General features: G+C 72.7%; 23 protein-coding genes. 9 read left to right on the top strand and 14 right to left on the bottom strand.

The window, feature by feature from the left end:
* Window positions 1–16 precede the first annotated feature (16 nt).
* Both AB8735_RS35065 and AB8735_RS35060 read left to right on the top strand, forming a co-directional pair.
* Window positions 17–2,350, top strand: coding sequence for a collagenase (locus AB8735_RS35065; protein ID WP_372411684.1), 2,334 nt, complete (start codon window positions 17–19; stop codon window positions 2,348–2,350).
* A gap of 85 nt (window positions 2,351–2,435) precedes the next feature.
* Window positions 2,436–3,455: an alpha/beta fold hydrolase gene (locus AB8735_RS35060; protein ID WP_372411682.1), complete on the top strand. Its 1,020-nt coding sequence runs from the start codon at window positions 2,436–2,438 to the stop codon at window positions 3,453–3,455.
* A gap of 28 nt (window positions 3,456–3,483) precedes the next feature.
* On the opposite strand, the gene AB8735_RS35055 is transcribed toward AB8735_RS35060, so the two are convergent.
* The 9 genes from AB8735_RS35055 to AB8735_RS35015 form a co-directional block, all read right to left on the bottom strand.
* Window positions 3,484–4,869 (bottom strand): FAD-dependent oxidoreductase, encoded by a 1,386-nt coding sequence (locus AB8735_RS35055; RefSeq protein ID WP_372411681.1) that lies wholly within the window; start codon window positions 4,867–4,869, stop codon window positions 3,484–3,486.
* Between the two features lie 162 nt (window positions 4,870–5,031).
* Window positions 5,032–5,754 carry a transglycosylase SLT domain-containing protein gene (locus AB8735_RS35050; RefSeq protein ID WP_372404258.1) on the bottom strand — a complete coding sequence of 241 codons (723 nt, stop codon included), beginning with the start codon at window positions 5,752–5,754 and terminating at the stop codon, window positions 5,032–5,034.
* A gap of 363 nt (window positions 5,755–6,117) precedes the next feature.
* The gene (locus AB8735_RS35045; RefSeq protein ID WP_344021154.1) at window positions 6,118–6,321 is read right to left on the bottom strand and encodes a 4-oxalocrotonate tautomerase family protein; all 204 of its coding nucleotides are present in this window, start codon (window positions 6,319–6,321) and stop codon (window positions 6,118–6,120) included.
* 126 nt (window positions 6,322–6,447) lie between these two features.
* Window positions 6,448–6,699, bottom strand: a complete 252-nt coding sequence (locus AB8735_RS35040) for a DUF5133 domain-containing protein (RefSeq protein WP_372411680.1) — start codon at window positions 6,697–6,699, stop codon at window positions 6,448–6,450.
* A gap of 96 nt (window positions 6,700–6,795) precedes the next feature.
* Entirely contained in the window at window positions 6,796–7,068 is a 273-nt protein-coding gene (locus AB8735_RS35035) for a GlsB/YeaQ/YmgE family stress response membrane protein (RefSeq protein ID WP_344021158.1), read from the bottom strand.
* Window positions 7,069–7,270: 202 nt separating this feature from the next.
* Entirely contained in the window at window positions 7,271–8,122 is an 852-nt protein-coding gene (locus AB8735_RS35030) for a hypothetical protein (RefSeq protein WP_372411678.1), read from the bottom strand.
* Between the two features lie 382 nt (window positions 8,123–8,504).
* Window positions 8,505–8,852, bottom strand: a complete 348-nt coding sequence (locus tag AB8735_RS35025) for a metalloregulator ArsR/SmtB family transcription factor (protein ID WP_344021162.1) — start codon at window positions 8,850–8,852, stop codon at window positions 8,505–8,507.
* Between the two features lie 116 nt (window positions 8,853–8,968).
* Entirely contained in the window at window positions 8,969–10,519 is a 1,551-nt protein-coding gene (locus AB8735_RS35020; RefSeq protein ID WP_372411677.1) for an LCP family protein, read from the bottom strand.
* A 76-nt stretch (window positions 10,520–10,595) separates the two neighbouring features.
* Window positions 10,596–10,826: a hypothetical protein gene (locus AB8735_RS35015; protein WP_344021166.1), complete on the bottom strand. Its 231-nt coding sequence runs from the start codon at window positions 10,824–10,826 to the stop codon at window positions 10,596–10,598.
* 189 nt (window positions 10,827–11,015) lie between these two features.
* Between AB8735_RS35015 and AB8735_RS35010 the strand changes: the two genes are divergently transcribed.
* From AB8735_RS35010 to AB8735_RS34995, 4 genes are all read left to right on the top strand, one after another.
* On the top strand, window positions 11,016–11,591 hold the full coding sequence (locus tag AB8735_RS35010; protein ID WP_344021168.1) for a TerD family protein: 576 nt from the start codon (window positions 11,016–11,018) through the stop codon (window positions 11,589–11,591).
* A 65-nt stretch (window positions 11,592–11,656) separates the two neighbouring features.
* Window positions 11,657–12,238 (top strand): TerD family protein, encoded by a 582-nt coding sequence (locus AB8735_RS35005; RefSeq protein ID WP_372411675.1) that lies wholly within the window; start codon window positions 11,657–11,659, stop codon window positions 12,236–12,238.
* A 90-nt stretch (window positions 12,239–12,328) separates the two neighbouring features.
* Window positions 12,329–12,595, top strand: a complete 267-nt coding sequence (locus AB8735_RS35000) for a GlsB/YeaQ/YmgE family stress response membrane protein (RefSeq protein ID WP_344021172.1) — start codon at window positions 12,329–12,331, stop codon at window positions 12,593–12,595.
* A gap of 97 nt (window positions 12,596–12,692) precedes the next feature.
* The gene (locus tag AB8735_RS34995) at window positions 12,693–13,940 is read left to right on the top strand and encodes a serine hydrolase domain-containing protein (RefSeq protein WP_372411674.1); all 1,248 of its coding nucleotides are present in this window, start codon (window positions 12,693–12,695) and stop codon (window positions 13,938–13,940) included.
* Between the two features lie 13 nt (window positions 13,941–13,953).
* On the opposite strand, the gene AB8735_RS34990 is transcribed toward AB8735_RS34995, so the two are convergent.
* Complete coding sequence (locus AB8735_RS34990) at window positions 13,954–14,697, bottom strand: SDR family oxidoreductase (RefSeq protein ID WP_344021176.1); 744 nt, start codon at window positions 14,695–14,697, stop codon at window positions 13,954–13,956.
* Window positions 14,698–14,799: 102 nt separating this feature from the next.
* Between AB8735_RS34990 and AB8735_RS34985 the strand changes: the two genes are divergently transcribed.
* A complete protein-coding gene (locus tag AB8735_RS34985; RefSeq protein WP_372411672.1) occupies window positions 14,800–15,273 on the top strand; it encodes an Rrf2 family transcriptional regulator in 474 nt (157 codons plus the stop codon).
* A 459-nt stretch (window positions 15,274–15,732) separates the two neighbouring features.
* Here the strand turns inward: AB8735_RS34985 and AB8735_RS34980 are convergent, their stop codons facing one another.
* Window positions 15,733–16,833: a calcium:proton antiporter gene (locus tag AB8735_RS34980; protein WP_372411671.1), complete on the bottom strand. Its 1,101-nt coding sequence runs from the start codon at window positions 16,831–16,833 to the stop codon at window positions 15,733–15,735.
* A gap of 104 nt (window positions 16,834–16,937) precedes the next feature.
* On the opposite strand from AB8735_RS34980, the gene AB8735_RS34975 reads away from it, so the two are divergent.
* Window positions 16,938–17,402: a DUF6314 family protein gene (locus AB8735_RS34975; protein ID WP_372411670.1), complete on the top strand. Its 465-nt coding sequence runs from the start codon at window positions 16,938–16,940 to the stop codon at window positions 17,400–17,402.
* Between the two features lie 5 nt (window positions 17,403–17,407).
* Here AB8735_RS34975 and AB8735_RS34970 read toward each other — a convergent pair whose 3' ends face one another.
* The 3 genes from AB8735_RS34970 to AB8735_RS34960 form a co-directional block, all read right to left on the bottom strand.
* A complete protein-coding gene (locus tag AB8735_RS34970) occupies window positions 17,408–19,753 on the bottom strand; it encodes a pyruvate dehydrogenase (RefSeq protein WP_372411669.1) in 2,346 nt (781 codons plus the stop codon).
* A 145-nt stretch (window positions 19,754–19,898) separates the two neighbouring features.
* Window positions 19,899–20,696 carry a 3-hydroxybutyrate dehydrogenase gene (locus AB8735_RS34965; protein ID WP_344021189.1) on the bottom strand — a complete coding sequence of 266 codons (798 nt, stop codon included), beginning with the start codon at window positions 20,694–20,696 and terminating at the stop codon, window positions 19,899–19,901.
* Window positions 20,697–20,718: 22 nt separating this feature from the next.
* Complete coding sequence (locus tag AB8735_RS34960; RefSeq protein WP_372411667.1) at window positions 20,719–21,678, bottom strand: SDR family NAD(P)-dependent oxidoreductase; 960 nt, start codon at window positions 21,676–21,678, stop codon at window positions 20,719–20,721.
* Window positions 21,679–21,904: 226 nt separating this feature from the next.
* Between AB8735_RS34960 and AB8735_RS34955 the strand changes: the two genes are divergently transcribed.
* A complete protein-coding gene (locus AB8735_RS34955; RefSeq protein WP_372411665.1) occupies window positions 21,905–22,795 on the top strand; it encodes an NAD(P)-dependent oxidoreductase in 891 nt (296 codons plus the stop codon).
* Window positions 22,796–22,825 lie beyond the last annotated feature (30 nt).

The raw sequence follows: 22,825 nt of genomic DNA, 5'->3' as shown, positions 1-22,825 counted from the left end.
CCACTCTGGAGACCCTGTGTCCCGATGGAGATCCGTTCACCGCACCCTGCTGGCGGCCGCGGCCGCCACGGCGCTCCTCGCTCCGGCGAACCTGCTCACCGACGCGGCGGCCGCGCCGCGGCACCCCGCGCCACCCGTCGCCGGAGAGCACCGCGGCACCCATGACGGAGATCACCGCGGCACCCATGACAAGGTGCCGCACCTGGCCAAGTCGCCGAAGGCCAGGGGCAGATCGGTCCCCGCGCCCGGCGGGCTGCCCGAGGGCCGCATACCCGGACCGCGTCCCCCCGCCGTCCCGCCGGAGAACCTCGGACGGCCGGCCGTCGCGCCCTGCACCCTCGACGGCGTGACCGGCCTGGGCCCCGAACAGTTCGCCGACTTCCTCGCCGATCCGGCCGTCACCGCCGACGGCTGCCTGCGCGGCCTGATCTGGACGTGGGACCCGCGGCTCGCACCGGTCATGTCCCGGGCCCACATCCAGGCCGCGTCCCGGCGCATATCCGCCCTCTCCCCCACGCACGACGGCCAGGACGGCAGCCACCTGCTGGAGCTGCTCACCTACCTCCACGCCGTGGCGTACCAGGCCTTCTCGCATGCGGAGGTCGACATCGCCGACCCGGCGACCCATGAGGCGATGCGCGGGGCGATCGACGACTTCGGCACCGCGGCCCACAGCTTCGACGTCACGCGCATCAACGCCGAGAGCCTGCGCGAGGCGCTCTACGCGGGCAGCGCCAAGGATCTGCGCCAGTCCCAACTCCCGCTGATCCGCAAGGTGCTGGCCACGATGGACCCGCACCACACCGCCACCTTCAAGGACCCCTCCTGGGCGGGCGCCGCCCTCGCCGGGCTCTCGGTCAACTACCTGGGCATCTACCCGGGCAACAACGACACCGCCTTCCGCGCCGCGGCCGCGCGCGACGCCGCGTACCGGGACACCTTCCGGGAGTTCGCCGACTACACCCATCTCAGGGGCACGCCCAACGAGTGGGTGGTGCGCGACGCCGTGGGCGAGTACGGCCGCTTCGGCGAGATCCCGGAGCTGCGCGACGCGACCGTCTCCGGGCTCGGGGCCCTGCTGTCCGTCACCGAGGGCAATTTCGGCGCCCTCGGCGATCCTTGGGCCAAGGCGGTGGCCTGGCTGATCGACTACCAGGCCTGTTCCGCCTACCACGTGTGCAAACCGGACGTCGAGCAGCGGCTGTTCCCGCGCACGTACTCCTACGACGGCGGCGGCATCACGGTCCGCACCGCGCTGGACCGGGCGACCGTGGACCGGCTGTACTACGCGAGCAAGCAGGTCAAGGAGCAGTACTTCCGGGTCCTGGGCACCGACCGGCCGCTGCCCGACGACACCAACTCCACCCTGCACATCGTGCTCTACGACTCCCGTGCGCACTACGTGGCGTTCCAGACCGTGCTGACCGGACTGTCCACCGAGAACGGCGGCATGTACATCGAGCAGGGCGCCACCTTCTACACCTACCAGCGGCGCGTCCCCGAGGACTCCTCGCTCACCCTGGAGGAGCTCTTCCGCCACGAGTACACCCACTATCTCAACGGCCGCTGGGCGGTGCCCGGTCTGTTCGGGGAAGGGCCCTGGTACGAGGGCGACCGCACCACCGCGATGGACGAGGGCACGGCCGAGTTCTTCGCCGGGTCCACCCGCGACGAGGGGGTGAAGGTCCGCAAGTCCCTGGTCCGGGGCGTCATCCGGGACACGTCCGGCGGCGGGCCGCGCATGAGCATGGACAAGCTGTTGCACGCCACCTACGCGGGCGACGGCTTCCGCTTCTACGACTACGCGGGCACGTTCTTCGAGTTCCTGTGGACCGAACACCCCTCGCTGCTGCGCGAGATGTACGGCCTGCTGCGGGCGGACGACCCGAAGGGCTTCGACGCGTGGCGCGACCGTACGGGCCGGGACGCCTCGCTCCAGCGCTCCTACGACGCCTTCCTGGACCGGCAGATCGCCCAGGTGGACGGGCTCTACGTGCCCAGCACGGACTTCACCCCCAACGACCGGCTGCGCGACGCCTCCGCCGAGGCCGTCCGCGCGTCCTTCGCCGGGGCGACGTACCTCACCCCGTCCTGCGCCGCCGGCCCCGACCCGGCGATGCGGCGCTTCGTCTGCACCGGGCGCATCACCGCGCGCCTGGAGGCCTCCGGTGACACGGACCGGGTGTTCCAGGACATGTCCCGCACGGTGGACTACTTCATCCTGGAGCGGGCCCGTCCCGCCTCCACCAATCTGGCCGACATGAACTGTCACTTCGGTGCCGTGGACGTCTGGTCCGACGGAACCGCCGGCAGTGCGGACTACTTGTGCGAGGGACCGCTGCGCAGCTGAGGCGGCGCGATGTCACGGTGTCCGGCGCCACCCGGTGCCGGACACCGGCGTTTACTCCCGGGCCGATCGGGGCGAACATCAACGGGTGACCATTGAAGAGACCGCTGCGAATCCGTCCGTCACCCACCGTTCCGTGGAAGTGAACGGCGTGCGCCTGCACCTCGCCGAGCAGGGCGAAGGCCCGCTGGTCCTGTTGCTGCACGGTTTTCCCGAGAGCTGGTACTCCTGGCGCCACCAGTTCGGGCCGCTGGCGGCGGCCGGCTACCGGGTCGTCGCCCCCGACCAGCGCGGCTACGCCCGCAGCGAGCAGCCCGGGCGTGCCGACGCGTACACGCTGCTGCACCTGGCCGGCGACGTCACCGAACTGATCGCCGCGCTGGGCGGGCGGCAGGCCGTGGTCGTCGGCCACGACTGGGGTGCGCCGGTCGCCTGGACGACGGCGATGCTCCGCCCGGACCTCGTGCGCGGCGTCGTCGGCCTGAGCGTGCCGCCGACGCTTCCGCCGGCGGTCATGGCACCGCCCGCGGTGACGCGCGCCCACTACGGTGACGGCTACTACCAGAACTACTTCCAGGAACCCGGCGTGGCCGACGCCGAGTTGGCCCGCGATCCCGCCACGACGTTCCGCCGCGTCCTGTTCGGCGGCTCCGGGGACAACCCGGCCAACTCCCGTCCCCGCCCATGGATCGTCGCCGAAGGGCAGGGGCTGCTGGACGGCATGCCGGATCCGGAACGGCTGCCCGCATGGCTGACGGACCGTGACATCGAGGCGTTCGTGGACGACTACGCCGGACACGGCGACCGGGCCTTCACCGGACCGCTGAACTGGTACCGCAACATCGCCCGGAACCAGGAGCTGTTGACGCCCTTCAACGGCCGCCGCATCGAGATGCCCGCCCTGTACATGGTGGGCGACCGGGACATGGTGACGTCCCTGGCCGGCGTGGCCGAACTGCGGGCCGGGCTGCGCCGGATCGCCCCGCTGCTGCACGACGACGTGACGCTGCCGGGGTGCGGCCACTGGACGCAGCAGGAGCGCCCGGAGGAGGTCAGCTCCGCGCTGCTGGACTTCCTGGAGCGGCTGGAGAAGGGGACGGCGGCCTGACGGGCCCGGAGCCGCCGCCCCGTCGGGGTCAGTGCCCGGCGTCCGGCGTCTCCGGCAGGAGCGGGGGCGAGGAGGGCGACGCGGGGACGGGGTCGAAGAGGACCGCCCTGGCGACCCTCGGGGCGAAGAACGCGGTCGTCGGGGCGGCGAGGGAGCCGACCTGCCGGAAGGTGTCGCCCACGACGCGGTTCCCGGGCACGCGCTCGATGACGCGGCGCAGATACCAGGCGGCGGGCCGGTCGACCGCCCGGGGCCGCACCGCGCTGCCGGTGGCTCCGGGCACGGCGCGGTCGGCTCCGGCGGAGATGTCCCACGCCTGCCGCGCGACGGCGACGAGGGCCCGCTGCACGCGCCGGGTGGTGGGCGTACGGCGGCGGTCGTCCAGGGCGTCGCGCAGGGCCACGGCGCACAGGGCCGCGACCGACATGCCCTGTCCGTACACGGGGTTGAAGGCGCACAGCGCCTCGCCGGTGGCGAGGAAGCCCGCCGGGCGGCGGCCCGGCCGGTCGTAGCGGCGGCGGACGTTGGACGCTCTGCGGTAGGCGTGTATGGGGGTGAGAGGGTCGGCCTTGTCCAGCCATTCGCGCATGACCGGGTCGGGGAGACTGGCGGCGAAGTCGAGGTACCCCGCTTCGTCCGTGGGCGGTTCGTTCCCCTTGAATCCCGAGAGGAGGGCGACCCATCGGTCCCCTTCCACGGGCAACAGGAGCCCGCCGCGCGGGTGTTCGCCGTCGATGGCCATATAGATGCCCCGGAAGGTCGCTCCGTCCGGGTTCGCGCCGGCCCCGTAGAAGCGCGTGGAGTAGGCGAGACCCGCGTCGATGGTCTCCTCGGGCGCCGGCTCGGCGCCGATCGCCCGCAGCCAGTCGGGGGCGCGCGAGGAGCGGCCGGACGCGTCGACGACAAGGTCGGCGGCCAGGGTACGGGTCTCCTGGCCGGCGCCCCTGGGGCGTATCCGGACGCCCCGTACGCGCGTGGCGTCACCGGCGAGGCCCGTGACCTCGGCGCCCTCCAGGACGGTGATGCGGGGGTCGGCGAGGACGCGACGGCGCACGAGCCAGTCGGTCAGCGGGCGGGAGCCGGTGAGCATGTGCGTGGCGGCGGGTGTGCGCCGGAACCACTGGCCGCCCTGCCACTGCAGGAGGTCGTCCGGCATGCCCAGGCTCGGGGATCCGTGCTCGCGCAGTTCGTCCGGAAGGCCCGGCAGCAGGGCGTCCAGAGCCTGCACCCCGCCCTTGAGGAAGATGTGGGCGTGCCGGTCCTGGGGTGTCCCCGGACGGTGCTCGGGTCCGTCGGGGTAGCGGTCGCGCTCGACGACGGTCACGGTGTCCGCGTGGTCCTTGAGCACATGGGCCGCCAGGAGCCCGGCGAGGCTCCCCCCGATGACGACCGCGTGCCGTGATGCGCTGCTCATGGCGTTCCCCTCTGTCCGGTGGGGATCACCCTACTGATCGGTTACTTACCTTCCGGAGGTGGGTGGTTGTCCCGCCGGATCCCGGCATCCCGGGCAGCAGAACGCGGCCGCCGCCCGGATATCGGGCGGCGGCCGCGTTCTGCTGGGCCTCGACTGAACTGATCAGTAGGCGGAGTTGACGTTGTCCATGGAGCCGTAGGTCTTGGCGGCGTAGTTGCAGGACGCGACGATGTTGGCCACCGGGTCGTAGATGTCCCAGGACGTACCGTCCACGTGGAAGGCCTGGAACGTCGGGTCGATGATCTGCAGCAGACCCTTCGACGGCACACCGTTCACCGCGTTGACGTCCCAGTCGTTGATCGCCTGGGGGTTGCCGGTCGACTCGCGCAGGACGTTGCGCTTGATGCCCTCGTAGGAGCCGGGGATGCCCTTGGCCCGCATGATGTCCAGCGCCTGGTTGATCCAGCCGTCCAGGTCGTTGCCGTAGGCCTTCGGCGCCGGAGCGGCGGCCGGGGCCTGCTCGGCGGCCTTGACCGGCTGACGCGCGGCGGAACGGCTCGCGGTCTCCTTCTCGGCGCGCTCCTTGTCCGCAGCGGCCTTGGCGGCCTTCGCCTCACCATCGGCCTTGACCGTCGCGGCGGCCTCCGTCCGCGCCTGCGCGGCGGCCTCGTCGGCCTGCTGCGCGAGCTCGCCCCGGCCCTGCTCGTCCGCGGTGAACGCCTTGGCGTCGAACGCCACCGGCTTCACGGCCACCGACTGGGCGGCGGCCGGACCACCCGAAACCACCGCGAACGCCACGGCAGCCGCACCAGCAGCACCGAGACCAGCGGCGGAAATCTTGTGGACCTTGGACAGACGGGTATAACCGGAGTGAGTGGAACGCATGCGAAGAAGAACCTCTTCCCGTATCGCGGAACCGCACCGCTCCGGAGATCCGATACGAAACGAGCGCCGCAATCCGACGGCGCCCCAGCGGGTCCAGCAATTGTTAGCGGCCGGGAAAACCCCTGACAATGCCTGTGACCTACTACCGACCACCGTCCACACCCACCCGCACCGGCGTGAATTCCCACCACAGAGCCGACCGCACTCACTAAACAAAGCAGTAAGTGACGCACGTCCCATGGCCGGGCTCACAGCGCGAGGGCATTCGCGCGACTCCGAGCGACGTATTCCTCACGAAACGTGAACGGAAAAGCGCCCGATTCCTTCCCCGAAGGGGATGAATCGGGCGCTCCGTCGGCAGGGTCAGCCCTGTGCCGCCGCCGCGCGGGCCGCGAGCGTCTCGCCCCCGACCGCCCAGCTGTCCGTGGCGACCTCCTCGACGGTGACCCAGAGGCTCTCCGGCTTTCCGCCGGTGGCCCGCACATAGGCGTCCGTGAGCTCACGGACCAGCGCGGCCTTCTGCTCGGCCGTCTTGCCGGGGGTCTGCTTCACCTGGATGAGAGGCATGGAAACGCTCCGCAGTGCGAGAAGGAGGGGCCCGGGCGGACCGCCCGGGCCGGATGACTCCATCCCATCACCGCGCGGCGCACCCGCCGAGGGGCGAACCGAGCCGACTGTGATCACGGATCGAGATCAGCGCCCGCCCGGGACCGCCCCGTCCTCGTGGTCCCCGCCGGACTTCGCCAGCCGGTGACGGGCGACGCGCAGCGCGGCATCGGCGTCCCTGGTCCCGGTCGTCACGCACAGGGTGTAGGTGACGTCCGCCAGCTCCTGCCGTATCCCCGGGTCCGCCGCACCCGATGCCGCGGCGCGCTCGAGGGCGGTGTGGCGCTCGACGAGGTCACGGAGAACGGCGGGGTGGGCGAGCAGCATGAATTCCTCCACGAAGCGAAGTGCGTGCGACGGATGTACTGACCGGCACGCGCCTGCCCCGGAAGACGCTCTTCATTCCTCGCCACCCACCCCGTGTGACCGGACGGGTCACCCCCGTGACGAGCGGCGCCCGGCGAAGAGCCGGTAGAGGGCGAGGATCACGAGCGATCCGACGATCGCGGCGATCCAGGTGGAGAGGTGGAAGAAACCGGTGAGGGAATGGATCCCGAAAATCACCTTGCCGAGGAATCCGCCGAGGAGACCGCCGGCAATACCGATCAGCATGGTCACGAAGACTCCGCCGGGGTCCCTGCCCGGCATGATGGCCTTGGCCGCCGCTCCGGCGATCAGCCCTATGACGATCCACGCGATGATGCCCATGTCCGTTCGCCTTTCTGCCCGTCACCGGCCGACACGACACGAATGACCCGTGAGGGACCCGTCAAACGCCGAATGCGCCCGGCGGAGCGGAAATGCGCACGCGCACGGATTCCCGGGGAGCGGACGGGCGGTGGTCCCTCGCGCCGGAGCCGACGGCTCCGTGCCCTTGGGACGCCGACGGGGCGCGGCCCCGACCGCCCCCTCATCCCGCCGTCATGCACAGCACCCACACGAAGCACCCGACCACGACCACGGCACCCGCCAGGATCAGTGCCTTCGCGGACAGCGCGCCGTAGGGCGGCCTCCCGCCCGCCAGGGCCACCGGACCGCCGCCGAGGGTACCGGCGGGCCGGTCGGTCAGCACGGTCAGCCGTTCTCCGGGGCGTCCGGCCGGCGCCTGTTCGGGGCCGCCGACCCGGTTGAGGAGCAGGGCCCGGCCCTCGACGCCGGAGAGCAGTTCCTCGACGCGCATGACGAAGCGCTCGCGCGAGGAGCGGTGGTGCACGGTCCCGATCCATGCCGGGGGGTCGCCCCCGGCGGCCGGCAGGTCCGGGCCCCCGGCGTCCCCCGGGGCCGGCAGCCACGCCACGTCCGCCAGGGTGCGTGCCAGCAGCAGCCGGGTCTCCCCCGCCGTGTCCGTGTCGCCGAGGCGTTCGACGGTGCCGTCGGGGAAGTGCCGTCGCAGGCACGCGCTCACCGGCCCGTCCGGCCGGCCCTCGGCGAGGTCCTCCAGCCAGCGGGCGACGAGTCGTACGACCCCGCCGGCCGCCTCCTCCCCCGGGCCGCCCGTGAAGGCCAGGGCGAAGCCCGAGGGAGCGGTGTCCGGCGCGGGTTCCGCGCCGAGGGGCCCGGCGGGTATGCCGCCGAGGTAGGCCCGCCAGCCGCCGGCGTCCGCCTCGACGAGGAGCGTCGGCCGGTCGGGGTCGGTGCTCCCCGTGTAGGAGCGCCACCAGGCGCCCGGCGGCCGTGCGCCCAGGAAGCCGTGGTTCTCGTCCGGGACGCCGTGGTCCTCGTCGTCCCGGGCCCGGCCGCGCGCCATCACATAGCCGTCCATCGATCCCCCTTTCCGGGAAGGTCCCCCGTCGGCCCGGCGGGGGCGGCGGACCCGCGGGCGCACGGGGCCGTGGGGTCAACTGGCCGATTTTTCCCCGTCGTCTTTTCCCCGTCGTCGCGGTGAGGACCCGCTTCCGCCCGCGGCACGGCGGCGTCCCCTCGTCGCGACGCGTCACCCGGGGCGTGACCGAATGAACGGCCAGGCTACGGCGGTGGGTCCGGACAGCCGCAACGGTCCGCGGTCCGGCGCGCGTTCAGGCCGTTGCACCGGCCGTGCCCGCGCTCCGGGGCACGCGCCCCCGGGAGCGCGGGAGTTGCGCGTCCGCCCCTCGCCCGCCCTCCGTCCGTCCTCGTCCGGCATACGGCGGCCCGGCGGGTCCGGTTCAGCGGGCACGGGCGGCCGGACGCACCGCGGCCCGGTCCTCCGCCAGGTGGCCGAGGACCCGCTCCACCACGGCGCCGACGGCCGGGTCGGTCGCCAGATAGACCGTGTGCCGGCCGGCCCTGCGGGCGTCGACGAGGCCGGCCAGCCGGAGTTTGGTCAGGTGCTGGCTGACGGCGGGCAGGGACTGCCCGACGCGCTCGGCGAGGCTGGTGACGTGGTGTTCGCCCTGGGCGAGGAGCCACAGGACGTGGAGGCGGACCGGCGAGGCCAGCAGGGCGAAGACGGCGGCGGCGCGCCGGAGTTCCTCGGGCGAGGGGTCCTCCGTGCCGGTGCTCGGCGACGCCATCCCTGCCTCCCCGTGCGCTCGGTCCGGCGGTCCCAGCGTACGCGCGGCCGGGCCGGTGCGGGCGGTCCCCCCGCCCGCGGCCGGGAGCGGTGTGCGGCGGGGCGCCGTGGGCCCGGTCACCCGTAGGAGAGGTTGGAGCAGACGTCGTCGTCGGCCGAGCGGGCCTTCTCGGCGACCCGGGAGGGGACGGCCGTCGGGGCCGGCGCGGACGGGGCGGGCGACGGGTCGGCGGCGTAGGTCCGGCCGAGGGTGACGACGAGTCCCCCGGCGGCGGACTGGCGCAGTTCCGCGCCGGGGAAGCGCCGGGCGAGGTTCTCGGCCCGGCTCTTGAGGCCGGGTCCGTAGGTGACGAGGGTGGCGGTCCGGCCGGGCTCCGGGACGGTCGCGGTGCCGGTGACGGTGAAGCCGTCCTTCCTGAGCATGTCGGCGGCGCGGGCGGCGAGTCCCTTGACGGTGGTGCCGTTGTGGACGGTGACGCTGATGCCGGCGCCGGACGTGGGCTCCGGGGACGCGCTCGGGGCGGCCCCGGGCCTGCCGCCGTCGTTCTTTCCACCGTCGTTCTTTCCACCGTTCTTCTTCCCACCGGCGTTCTTTCCGTCGATGGTGCGGTCGTTGCGCAGCGACTCCCACAGGGCCTCGGCGTCGGGGTGGACGACGGCGACCCGGTTGCCCTGGTAACGCCAGGGCAGGGTGACGAACTTGGTGTTGTGCAGGTCCACGTTCTTCAGCGACATCGCGAAGGAGAGCAGTTTCTGTGCGGAGTCGAGTCCGGGGTCCACGGTCATGGACTTCGTGGCGGCATTGGCCAACGGCAGCAGGGTGGTGGGGTCGAACCCCTCTCCCTTCACCTTCTTGATGAGGCTGGAGACGAAGGCCTGTTGGCGCTGGATGCGGCCGATGTCGGAGCCGTCGCCGATGCCGTGCCGCAGGCGGACGTAGTCGAGGGCCTTCTGCCCGGAGACGTTCTGCGGTCCCTTGGCGAAGATGCGCTCGCCGCGCGATCCGCGGTGGGGATTGAGATCGCCCTGGTAGACATCGTTGGGCAGGCACACCTGGACGCCGCCGACGGCGGAGGTCATCTTGGAGAAGCCCGCGAAGTCGACGACGACGGTGTGGTCGACACGCAGCCCGGTGAGTTTCTCCACGGTGTTCTGGGTGCAGGCGGGGTTTCCCTTGGCCGTGAGACCCACGGAGAAGGCCGAGTTGAACATGACGCCGGTCTGCGTCTTCGTCCAGGTGCCGTCCGGGAGGCGGCAGGGCGGGATGTCGACGAGGGTGTCGCGCGGGATGGAGACGGCGACGGCGTGTTCGCTGTCGCCGTAGACGTGCAGGAGGAACGCGGTGTCGGAGCGGCCGACGTCGCCCTCGCCGCCGCCCAGCGAACTGTTGGCGCCGGAGCGCGAGTCGGAGCCGATGACGAGGACGTTCCGGCCGCCGAAGCCGCCGGCCGGGCGGTCCTTGGAGAGGCCCTTGGCGTCGAAGCTGTCGATGTTGCCGTCGAGTTCGTAGTAGACCCAGGCGGCGCCCCCGGCCAGCAGGAGGGCGCAGGAGCCGGCTATCGCGCCCATGAGGCGGGCGCGGCCGCGCCGTCGCTGCTTGAGCCGCTCGGCCCGTCGTCCGTCGGCCCGTCGCCCCTCACGGCGCTCGGCCACTGCTGCGCGTGTCATCCCACCCCGCTCGTCGCTTTTTCAGTTGCGCAATATAGCAACTGTTGAGGAGGGCGTGATCCACGGGACGGGAGGGTCAGGGGCTGACCGCGTCGTAGCCGTAGCGCAGCGGCTCCTCGGCGACACCCAGGTCGCGCCGGTAGATGTACAGCGCCTCCACCCGCACCCCGTCGGCCGGTTCCTCCACGGCGCAGGGGCGGGTGACCTGGAGCACCCCCGGCCGGCCGGTCACCCGCACACGGGCTCCGGCCGCGGGGCCGCCGACCAGCAGGGCGGTCTCCGCCTTCGACATCTCGGCATGCATCATGGAGACACTTTAGATGTTGCGCAAGCGGAAGAACGAGGGGGCGAGGCATGGCCGATCCGCCGTTCCGGCACCCCACTTCACTGTTTGCGCAATCCGGGAACCATCCGTTCCGACCTCACGTTCTCGTGTCACGACGTGTCACCGGGGCACGTTCCGGACCCTCTTCACCGTCTTCTTTGGAGGAAGTTCATGGCAGTCACCCTGGCCAAGGGCGGCAACGTCTCGCTGAGCAAGGAGGCCCCCGGCCTGACGGCCGTCACGGTCGGCCTCGGCTGGGATGTGCGCACCACGACCGGTGCCGACTACGACCTGGACGCCTCCGCCCTGTTGTGCGCCGCCAATGGCAAGGTCGTCTCCGACCAGCACTTCGTCTTCTTCAACAACCTGCGCAGCCCGGACGGTTCCGTGGTGCACTCCGGTGACAACCTCACCGGTGGTGGCGACGGCGACGACGAGCAGATCCAGGTGAGCCTGGCCACGGTGCCCGCCGAGGTGGACAAGATCGTCTTCCCGGTCTCCATCTACGAGGCCGCGCAGCGCGGCCAGAGCTTCGGCCAGGTGCGCAACGCCTTCATCCGGGTGGTCGACCAGGCGGACGGCCGCGAGCTGGCGCGCTACGACCTGACCGAGGACGCGTCCACGGAGACCGCGATGGTCTTCGGCGAGCTCTACCGGCACGGCGGGGAGTGGAAGTTCCGCGCCATCGGCCAGGGTTACGCGTCGGGGCTGCACGGCATCGCCCAGGACTTCGGCGTCCGGGTCTGACCCGGTCCACGGACAACCCCTCAGGATCCATGGACAACCCCTCAGGAAAGGATCTCCCGACAGCCGTGGGCACCAGTCTCACCAAGGGCCAGAACGCCGGCCTGACCCAGGACGGCACCCCGCTCGCCGACGTCACCGTCGGTCTGGGCTGGGACGTCGGCGAGAGCGACGCCGCCTTCGACCTCGACGCCGCCGCCCTGGTCTGCGGCCCGGGCAACAAGGTGCTCTCCGACGCCCACTTCGTCTTCTACAACAACCTCGTCCTGCCCGGCGGCGCGGTGCGCCACCTCGGCGACAACACCACCGGGGCGGGCGAGGGGGACGACGAGCGGATCACCGTCGACCTCGACGGCCTGGACGCGGCGGAGGGGGTGGAGCAGGTGGTCTTCACCGTCTCCATCCACGACGCCGCGGCCCGCGGCCAGGACTTCGGCAAGGTGCGGGACGCGTACATCCGCGTCGTCGACAACGCCACCGGCCGCGAGATGTGCCGCTACGAGCTCTCGTACGACGCCGCCTCCGAGACCGCCATGGTCTTCGGGGCGCTCTACCGCCGGGGCGGCGAGTGGAAGTTCCGGGCCATCGGCCAGGGGTACGACAGCGGGCTCGCCGGCATCGCCGCCGACTACGGCGTCACCCTCGGCTGACCGGGGCGCCCGGCCGCGGTGCGGCAACCACCGCTCCGCGGCCGGGCGTCCTCCCGTACGCACGCACCCCCGGAAGGACTGAACACCATCATGGGCATCATCAGCTGGATCATTCTCGGCCTGCTGGCCGGCGCGATCGCCAAGGTTCTGCTGCCGGGCCGGGACCCGGGCGGGCTGATCGGCACGACCGCCATCGGCATCGCCGGGGCCTTCCTCGGCGGCTGGCTCTCCGCCAAGTTCCTGCACCGGCCCATCAGCAAGCACTTCTTCGACGCGCCGACCTGGGGCGCGGCGATCGTGGGCTCCCTCGTGCTGCTGATCGGCTACCGGATCCTCTTCGGCAACTCCCGCGACTGAGCGTCCCCTTCATGGCCGGATCATGCTCAACGGAACGGCCCCGGACGGAGTTCTTCCTCTCGTACGCACCCGATCGTCACAGGGAACGGAGAGACGGATGACCCCAAGGACCCCGGCCACAGGAACCTCGGCCGCAAGGACGTTACCCACGTTACGCAGAGCCCTCACCGCCGTGGCCGCCGCGGCGGCACTGGCGGCCACGGCGCTCGCCCCCGCCGCGTCGGCCGCACCGGCGGACGGGGGCACCGGCCGGCACGCCGCCACCCAGGCGGCCATGGAGGCCCAGACCACCGGGCCCGGCGCGGTGCCCGGGATCCTGGGCCGCGCCCATGACCGGCACGGCTCGTGGCACGGCAGCGCGGGGGTCGCCGACCTCACCACGCACCGGCAGCGGCTCTCCCTGGACCGCTTCCGCATAGGGAGCATCAGCAAGGTCTACAGCTCGGTCGTCCTGCTCCAGCTGGAGTCCGAGGGGAGGCTGGACCTCGACAACCCCGTGGAGGAGTACCTCCCGGGCGTGCTGCGGGGCAACGGCAACGACGGCCGCCGCGTCACCCTCCGCCAGGTCCTCAACCACTCCAGCGGGATCTTCAACTACACCGAGGATCCCGCCTTCGCGGAGAAGCTCTCGGTCGGCTTCCCGCAGCACCGCTACGACACCGCCAGGCCCGCCGAGCTCGTGGCGACGGCGCTCAGGCACCGGCCGTACTTCAAGCCCGGCAAGGGCTGGCACTACTCCAACACCAACTACATCCTCGCCGGGCTCGTCATCGAGAAGGTGACCGGCCACCCCTACGCGACCGAGATCGAGCGCCGCGTGCTGCGCCCGCTGGACCTGCGCAACACCACCCTCCCGGGCACCTCGCCGCGCATGCCCGACCCCCACGGCCGCGCCTACAGCAAGCTCCTCTCCACGGCCCCGGACGCGAAGGTCCACGACACCACCGAGCTCAACCCGTCCTGGGGCTGGGCCGCGGGCGAGATCATCTCGACCACCGGTGACCTCACCCGCTTCTACGAGGCCCTGCTGGACGGCCGGCTCCTCCCCCGCCACCAGCAGCGGGAGTTGCTGACCACCGTGCCAGTGCAGGCACAGGAGATGTCCGCCTACGGTCTCGGCATCGCCCGGTCCCGGCTCTCGTGCGGCACCACGGTCTGGTTCCACAGCGGCGGCATCCACGGCTCGACGTCCCTCGTCGCCGCCACGCGCGGCGGCGGCCACACCGCGGCGTTCAATCTGAACGGCGACTGGGGCGGGAACCTCGCGGCGCTGCTGGAGGCCGAGTACTGCGGCACGGCCAAGACCCCGGGTCCGGGGCTGGAACGGCTGGCCACGCTGCGCTGAGCCCCCAGGGCCCCTAGCGCTGTCCGTCGAGCCACTTCTCGAACGTGGTCGGCGCGATGCGGGCGCCCTCGCCGGGCAGGAGCACCTCACCGGCCATGGACGTGCCGAACAGCCCCGACCACGTCGGCACCACCTTCACCGCACGCCCCCGCGCTTCGAAGGTGCGCCGGGCCATGTCCGTCAGTTCCAGTTGCTCCGGCCCGGCGACGTCGGCGTACCGGCCCTGCGGCGCGCCCGCGGCGATCTCGGCGAGGATGTCGGCGACGTCCGCGGGCGCGACCGGCTGCACCAGCAGCGGCGCGATGGCGGCGACCCCGTCCCGCTCGGTCCAGCCGGCCACCATGGCCGCGAAGTCGTGGAACTGCGTGGCCGGGACGGTCGTCCACGGCACCGCGCCCTCGGCCACCAAGCGCTCCTGCTCCCGCTTGCCCGCGTAGTGCGCGTTGCCCTCGATCTGGCCGATCCCCACGATCGAGAGGAGGACGTGGTGGCGGACGCCGGCCCGCTCCTCGGCCGCGAGCAGGTTGCGCGTGGTGGTGCCGAGGTAGGAGACGACCTCGTCCGGGTCGGCCGCCATGCAGTTGGTGGTGTCGACGACCGCCTCGACCCCGGCCAGGGCCTCGTCCAGCCCCTCACCGGTCGTCAGGTCCACGCCGAGCGAGCGGCTGATGCGGACGACGTCGTGCCCGTCGCGTTCGAGGGCGGCGACGGTAAGTGTCCCCATGTTCCCGGTCGCACCGGCGACGGCAATGCGCATGACGTTCTCCCCTGGTTGTTCCTGTCGGTCCCGGCGACGCTATCCCGGACCTCATGGATCCACAATATCCGGGATCTATGAAGTCCGGGATAGAATCCGGCCATGAAGCTTCCCGTGAGCACCGAATGGCTGCTGCACTGCGCCACGACGCTGGCACAGCTCGAACCGGGAGCGACCGCGTCGGCGGCCCAACTCGCGCAGTACTACGACCTGCCGGCGCCGTATCTCGCCAAGCAGCTCCAGTCGCTGGTCAAGGCGGGCCTGCTCGCCGCGAGCACCGGACCGCGGGGCGGCTTCCGGCTCGCCCGGCCGGCCTCCGAGATCACACTCCTGCAGATCGTCGAGGCGGTCGACGGCGCCTCGTCGCCGTACGAGTGCCGCGAGATCCGTCAGCAGGGGCGGGGGGCGTTCCCCGCCGAGGAGTGCCGGAGGCCCTGCCTCATCGCCCGGAAGATGGCCGCGGCGCACGAGGCATGGCGGAGCAGCCTCGCCGGGGTCTCGATCGGCGACCTCCTCGCGGAACTCCCCGCGTCGGCCCCGGCCCGGACGCGACGGCGTCTGACGGGCACGGCATAGCCGACGAAGGCCGCCGCACTCTCCTCGGGCCCGGCGCCACCGGGACGCGTCCGGTCAGGGCGCCCACGGGCCCGATCGAGGAGCGCCCCGTCGTCGGACGTGACGCGACGGAGGGTGACGCGGGCCGCGCCGGGCCATGGCGGGAGTGCGGCGGTGCCGCGTGCAGGCGCGGTCAGGATGCGCGCCCGCCCACGCGGTACTCGTGCTGCGCGGCTTGCGCACCCAACGGACGGCGTGCACCTCGTCGTTGAGGACGACAGGCGCGCCGAGCCCGCGGGCTGCCGGTGCGGCGGTTCCGCGGCCGCCAGGGCCCCGGCCGCGGTCGGCCCCCGGTCGGCCGCGGAACCGCGCCGGGACGGCCGGGACGCCTCCCCGACGGGGCATCATGCCCGGCGCGGCGACCCTCCGGAAGTCCCGTGCGGGACCGGGCACATCGGAACCTCAAGGGCTCACCAGCCCTCAAGGGCTCACCGCCAGCACCACATACGCCCCCAGCAGCGCCAGATGCACACCCCCCTGCAGCACCGTCGCCCGCCCCGGGATCACCGTCAGCGTTCCGACCACCACCGTCAGCGCCAGCAGCACCATGTGCGAGGCTCCGAGGCCCAGGACCAGGGGGCCCTCCATCCAGACCGAAGCGACGGCCACCGCGGGGATGGTCAGGCCGATGCTCGCCATGGCCGATCCCAGGCCCAGGTTGAGGCTGGTCTGGACGCGGTCGCGGCGGGCGGCGCGGACGGCGGCGATGGTTTCGGGCAGGAGGACGAGGAGGGCGATGACGACGCCGACGACCGAGGCGGGAAGGCCCGCGGCGGCGACGGCGGACTCGATGGCGGGCGAGACGCCCTTGGCGAGGCCGACGACCGAGACCAGGGCGAGGGCCAGCAGGCCGAGGCTGACCAGGGCCGTGCGGGTGGAGGGCGGGTCCGCGTGGTCGTCGGTGTCGATGACCTCGCCCTCGGCGGTCACGGGGAGGAAGTAGTCGCGGTGCCGGATGGTCTGCGTCGCGACGAAGAGGCCGTAGAGGATCAGCGCGGCCAGGGCGGCGAAGACGAGCTGGGGCGGGGAGAAGCGGGGGCCGGGGGTGCTGGTGGTGAACGTGGGGAGGGCCAGGCTCAGTCCGGCGATCGTCGCCACGGTCCCGAAGGCCGCCCCCGTGCCCTCGGGGTTGAACACCGCGACCTTCCGCCGGAGCGCGCCCACCAGCAGGGACAGTCCGACGATGCCATTGCAGGTGATCATGACGGCCGCGAAGACGGTGTCGCGGGCGAGCGAGCTGCTCTTGTCGCCGCCGTCGGCCATCAGGGTCACGATGAGCGCCACTTCGATGACGGTCACGGCGAGGGCCAGGACCAGGGAGCCGAAGGGTTCGCCGACCCGGTGCGCGATCACCTCCGCGTGGTGGACGGCGGCGAGCACCGCCCCGGCCAGAGCGCAGCCGACCAGCGCCACCATCCCCCCGTTCAGGGAGCTCCCCCAGGTCAGGGCGAGGATGACGAAGGCGATGGCCGGCACGGCGGTGGGCCAGTGCACGGCGAGCGAGCGGAACCGAGTCTTCATACGACAAGCTTCGCAGATGTCGATCAACCGGCCATTTCGCATGAAGGCGTGGCAGGGCATGACGGTGCGGCAGGGACGGACGATGCGGCAGGGACAATGGAGACATGAGCCCCGCCGCACCGCATCCCGTCCCCGACGCCGTCGCCTATCTGACCGGCCGGTGGGCGGTCGAGCGCGAGCTGCTCGACCTGCGGACGGACACCGCCGGCGCGTTCCGCGGCACGGCGCGCTTCGCACGGACCGGGGACGACGGCCGCGTGCTGCACGTCGAGGACGGGGAGCTGCGCTGGGGCGACGCCCCCGCGGTCCGCGCGGGCCGCACGCTCGGCCTGGACCCGGCGCCGGACGGCACGGCCGAGGTGACGTTCGCCGACGGCCGGCCGTTCCACGGCCTGGACCTGCGCACCGGCCGGTGGACGGTGCGGCACCCCTGCGCGGCCGACCGGTACGACGGCACGTTCACGGTCGTCTCGCCGGACGAGTGGCACCTGCGCTGGCGGACCACCGGCCCGGCCAAGGACCATCTGCTGACCTCGGTCTACCGGCGGCTGCCGCCGGTAGACCGGTAGGCGCCTCAGCGCCCGAGGAGCGTGAGCGCGGCGTCCACGACGGAGACGGCGTCGATGCCGTGCAGCGCGTGCGCGTCGTGCAGGTCGCTGGACTGGCCGAACTCCGTGACGCCCAGACAGCGGATCCGGTCGCCCCGCGCGCCCGCGAGGAACGCCAGGGTGTGCGGGTGCCCGTCGAGGACGGTGACCAGCGGCGCCGGGTGCCCGGCCGGGAAGAGGACGTCGACGATGCCGCCGCCGTCCCCGCCGGAGAGCCGGCCACGGGTCTGCATCGAGCGGAAGACCAGATCGGGGCTGGTGAGGCAGACGACGCCGGCCGTGACGCCCTGACCGGCGAGCAGCTCGGCGGCCCTGACCACCTCCGGCATCATGGCCCCGACGCCCACGAGGGTGACCTGCTCGGCGGCGGGGTCGTGGGCGGTGATCCGGTAGCCGCCGGCGACGGCCTGGCGGCGGCGCCGTTCGAGGAGCGCCTCGTCGGCGGGCGGGCTCGCCAGTGCCGGGTCGACGGGCCGGGTGGACAGCCGGAAGTACGCCGAGGTGCCGCCGGGGACGCCGACCTGCCCCATGGCCTCCAGCAGGCACCACTCCAGATCCTGGGCGAACGCCGGTTCCCAGGCGGTGCAGCCGGGCTGTTCGAGCCCTATGGAGGGGGTGGTGATGGACTGGTGGGCCCCGCCCTCGGAGGAGAGGGTCACACCGGACGGCGTGCCGACGAGGATCGACTGCCCGCCGGCGTAGATGCCGTACGACCAGGGCTCCAGGGCGCGCGAGACGAAGGGGTCGTAGAGCGTGCCGATGGGGATGAGCCGCTGCCCCCAGCGGCTCCAGGTGGCGCCGAGTTCGCCGAGCAGCCCGACGAGGTTGACCTCGGCGATGCCCAGCTCGATGTGCTGACCGCCGCTGCCCTCGGACCACTTGAGCAGCCGCTCGGCGTCGTCGGCGAACCAGTCGCGGCGCTCCTCCGCCGACCAGACGCCGGTCTTGTTGATCCAGCCGCCGAGGTTGGTGGAGGAGGCGACGTCGGGGCTGCAGGTGACGACGCGGGCGGCGGCCTCGGGCACCTTGCGGGTGAGGTCGGTGAGGAACCGGCCGAGGGCGGCCTGGGTGGAGATCGCCGCCTTGTGCGGGCGGCCGAAGGAGGTGGGCAGAGCGGCGGGCCCCTCGGGGACGACGGGGGTACGGCGCAGGTGAGCGCCGCGGCGGACGCACAGCTCGGCCGCCGGGGTTCCGGGGTCGAACGCCCGCCAGGGGTCGGCCTCGTCGGTGCCGCAGGCCTTGGCGAGGGCCGTCATCTGCTCGCCGGTCAGCAGGGCGGAGTGGTTGCTCGGGTGCCCCTCGGTCGGCAGGCCGCGGCCCTTGACGGTGTAGGCGAAGACGACGGTGGGCCGGTCGGGGTCGACGGTGCGGTAGGTGTCCAGCAGCAGTCCGATGTCGTGGCCGCCCAGGTCGCGGAGGGCGCGGTGGAGCCGGGCGGGACCGAGCTCGTCGACGAGGGCGCGCAGGGCCGGGCCGGCGGCGTCCCCCGTTAGCCGTCCGGCCAGTTCGGCGTCGTCGGCGCGCAGGAGGCGCTGGTACTCCTCGTTGGGCATGTCCTCCAGCCGGCGCCGCAGCTCCTCGCCGCCGGGGCGCCGGAAGATCTCCGTGACCTCGCGGCCCCACTTGAGCGTGACGACCTGCCAGCCGGCGGCCTCGAACATGCCCTGGAGGCGGCCGATCTGGACGTCGGGCACGACGCGGTCCAGGGACTGGCGGTTGAGGTCGACGACCCACAGCAGTTCGCCGAGCGAGGAGACCGCGGGGTCGGCGACGGCCTCCCAGATCGCGCCCTCGTCCAGCTCGGCGTCGCCGATCAGGCCGATGAACCGGCCCGCGGGCGGGGTCGCGTCGGAGCGGGAGAGCAGATAGCGGTGGGCCATCGCGGCCCACACGGTGGCGGTGGCGCCGATGCCGACGGAGCCGGTGGAGAAGTCGACGGTGTCGGGGTCCTTGAGCCGGCTCGGGTAGCTCTGCAGCCCGCCCTTGGCCCGCAGCGTGGTCAGGTAGCCGGGATCCAGGTCGCCGAGCAGGTAGTTGATGGCGTGCAGCACGGGCGAGGCGTGCGGCTTGACCGAGACGCGGTCCTCGGCGGTCAGTTCGTGGAACCACAGCGACACCATGATGTCGACCATCGACGCGGACGAGGCCTGGTGTCCGCCGACCTTGATGCCGGTGTCGTTGGGCCGGCCGCGGTTGGCGGCGTCGACGATCGCGGTGGCGAGCCACAGGACGCGCTGCGAGACCTCGCTCAAGGTGGCGGTGTCGTACGCCTCCGGGCCGGTCTCGTACGGGGTGTTCGTCTCGTGCTGCATGAAACAGACCTCTCTGGACTGCGGTTGCGGTGGAGCCGTGGTCCTGCGGGCATGACACCAAGATCATCCAACAGGACGGCGGGATGCTCCACCCCCGTCACGGGGCGTGACGGCCGGGGGCGCGCCACGGCCCCCGGTGCCACTCTCAGCGCGCGGTCCAGCCGCCGTCCAGAACCATGGTGGTGCCCGTGACCGACATGGCATACGGGCCGCAGAGGTAGGCGACGGCCTCGGCGACCTCCTCCGGCTCGACGAGCCGCTTGACCGCGGAGCCGGCCAGCAGGACGTCGTTCAGGACGCGTTCGACGGGAAGGGAGTGCGCGGCGGCCTGGTCGGCGAGCTGTTTCTCGACGAGCGGGGTCCGGACGTAGCCGGGGCTCACGCAGTTGGAGGTGACGCCGTGCGGCGCCCCTTCGAGCGCGGTGACCTTGGAGAGACCCTCCAGTCCGTGCTTGGCCGTGACATAGGCGGACTTGTAGGCGGAGGCCCGCAGACCGTGGACGGACGAGATGTTGACGATCCGCCCCCAGCCGCGCCCGTACATCCCCGGCAGCGCTCCTCTGATCAGCCGGAAGGGGGCCTCCAGCATGACGGTGAGCATGGTGTGGAACGTGTCGGGAGGGAAGTCCTCTATGGGGCGGACCAGTTGGATGCCCGCGTTGTTGACGAGGACGTCGGTGCCGGCGGCGGCCCGTTCGGCCGCGTCGAGGTCGGTGAGGTCGAGGACTTCCGCCTCGACCGCTCCGGGGAGGGAGTGCGCCCGGGCGGTGAGGTCCGCGAGCCCGCCCGCGTCGCGGTCCAGGGCGCGCACCCGCGCCCCGGCGGCGGCCAGTCGCAGGGCGCAGGCGGCGCCGATGCCGCTCGCCGCACCGGTGACGAGGGCGGTGCGGCCGAGGAGGACGGGAGCGGGGGCAGGGGCGGGTGTGACGGCTGGTGAGCTCATGTCCGCAGCGTAGCCGCGGTGTTCACGGGGTGAAGCCGTCGACTCCCGTGAGCTCCGCGGACAGTTCCCACAGCCGGGCCGCCGCGTCCCGGTCGGTGGCCCAGGGCTTGACCCCGCCGACGAGCATGTCGTCGGTGGTGGCGGGTCCGGCGATGTCGCAGTCCTGGCAGTAGGCGCCGCCGTGGCCGTCGAGCAGGGGCGAGGTGGCGGCCCAGACGGTCGTCGCGGCGCCCTGCGCGGGCGACTTGAAGCCCTCGGCCGGGGTGCCGTCCTCGCTCATCCACCCCTGGGCCACCTGTTCCTCGCGGGGGACGTGCCGCTGGAGAGGTGTGAGGATGCTGCCGGGGTGCACCGCGAAGGCGTGCAGTCCGTGGGCGGCGCCGAGCGCGTCGAGGCGCAGGGCGAACAGGGCGTTGGCGGTCTTCGACTGGGCGTACGCGAGCCACCGGTCGTAGCCGGTGCGGAAGTGGAGGTCGTCCCACCGGATATCGGAGAGGAAGTGCCCGGAGGAGGCCACCACCACGACGCGCGCACCGGCGGGGTTCAGCGCCGGGCGCAGCCGGTTGACGAGGGCGTAGTGGCCGAGGTGGTTGACGGCGAAGTGGGCCTCCCAGCCGGGGCCGAGGCGGGTCTCCGGGCAGGCCATGATGCCCGCGTTGGCGATGACGAGGTCGAGGACGCGCCCGGCGGCCAGGACCCGCTCGGCGCAGGCGCGGACGCTGTCCGGGTCGCCGAGGTCGAGGGCGAGGGGCTCCGCCCCGGGGATCCCGCGCAGGGCCTCCGCCGCCCCCGCGGGGTCGCGGACGGCGACGAGGACGTGCGCCCCGGCCCGGGCCAGGGCCCGGACCGTCTCCCGTCCGAGGCCGGAGGCGCCGCCGGTGACCAGGGCGGTCCTGCCCGTCAGGTCGGTCCCGGCGAGGACGTCGTCGGTGGTGCTGCGGGCCCCGAATCCGGATCCGAGGCGGTGTTGCCGAGTGCTCATGGGCGTGAGGCTAGGAGTTGGAGCGCACGCGAAGTCAAGGCAGGGCCGGCCCGTCCGCACGGACCTGAAGGTAAGTGCGCACAAAAAAGTGCGTACTTGGCGCGATCTCCCGCCACTCCGAGACTGATGTCGTGGCCATCGGGACGGATGGCCACCACCGTCACCGCAGAGCAAGTTCACCAGAGCAAGTTCAACAGAGCGGGCTCGCAGAGCAAGGGAGTTCACGATGAGCACCACCCCCGCGTCCGTCGCCGTCCTCGGCCTGGGCAGCCTGGGCACGGCCCTGGCCGACGCGTTCCTCGCCGCCGGGCACCGCGTCACGGTCTGGAACCGGACGGCCGCGAAGGCCGACGGCCCGGTCGCGCGCGGCGCCGTACGGGCGGCGTCCCCCGGGGACGCGGCGGAGGCCGCCGAACTGATCGTCGTCTGCGTCCTGGACTACCGCGCCGCCACGCTCCTGGTGGAGGAGGCCGGTCCGCGGCTGAAGGGCAGGACCGTGGTCAACGTCACCAACGGCTCGCCCGGGGAGGCCCGGGTCCTGGCGGAGCGGGTGGCGGCGCTGGGGGCCGAGTACCTCGACGGCGGCGTCATGGCGGTGCCGGCGATGATCGGCGGGCCGGAGGCCCTGGTGCTCTACAGCGGCCCCGAGGAGGCGTTCGCACGGTGGAGCGGGGTGCTGGAGGCCCCGGCCCGCCCCGTCCACCTCGGTACGGACCCCGGGCTGGCGCCGCTGGCGGATCTGGCGCTGCTGAGCGGGATGTACGGAATGTTCGGCGGCTTCTTCCAGGCGGCCGCGCTGGTGCGCTCGGCGGGCCTGCCCGTGGCGGGGTTCACCGAGGACCTGCTCCTGCCGTGGCTGCGGGCGATCGGCGGCATCCTGCCGGGGATGGCGGCGAAGGTCGACTCCGGTGACTACTCGGCGACGGGCTCCACCCTGGCGATGCAGGTCTCGCACGACAGCATCGGGGACGTGAGCCGGGCGCAGGGGGTCAGCACGGAGCTGTTCGCGCCGGTGTTCGAACTGATGAGGCGCGGGGTGGCCGCGGGGTACGGGGACGGCGACATGGCCGCCGTCGTCGAGCTGCTCGGCCGCCGGAGCGCCTCCCGGGCCGGCTGAGCCCTCCGCCGACGTGCTGTTCCGCTCCGA

The sequence above is a fragment of the Streptomyces luteireticuli genome, assembly GCF_041519305.1.
In the GTDB taxonomy this organism is placed as follows: Bacteria; Actinomycetota; Actinomycetes; order Streptomycetales; family Streptomycetaceae; genus Streptomyces; species Streptomyces luteireticuli.
This window is presented reverse-complemented; position numbering and strand designations above follow the sequence as displayed.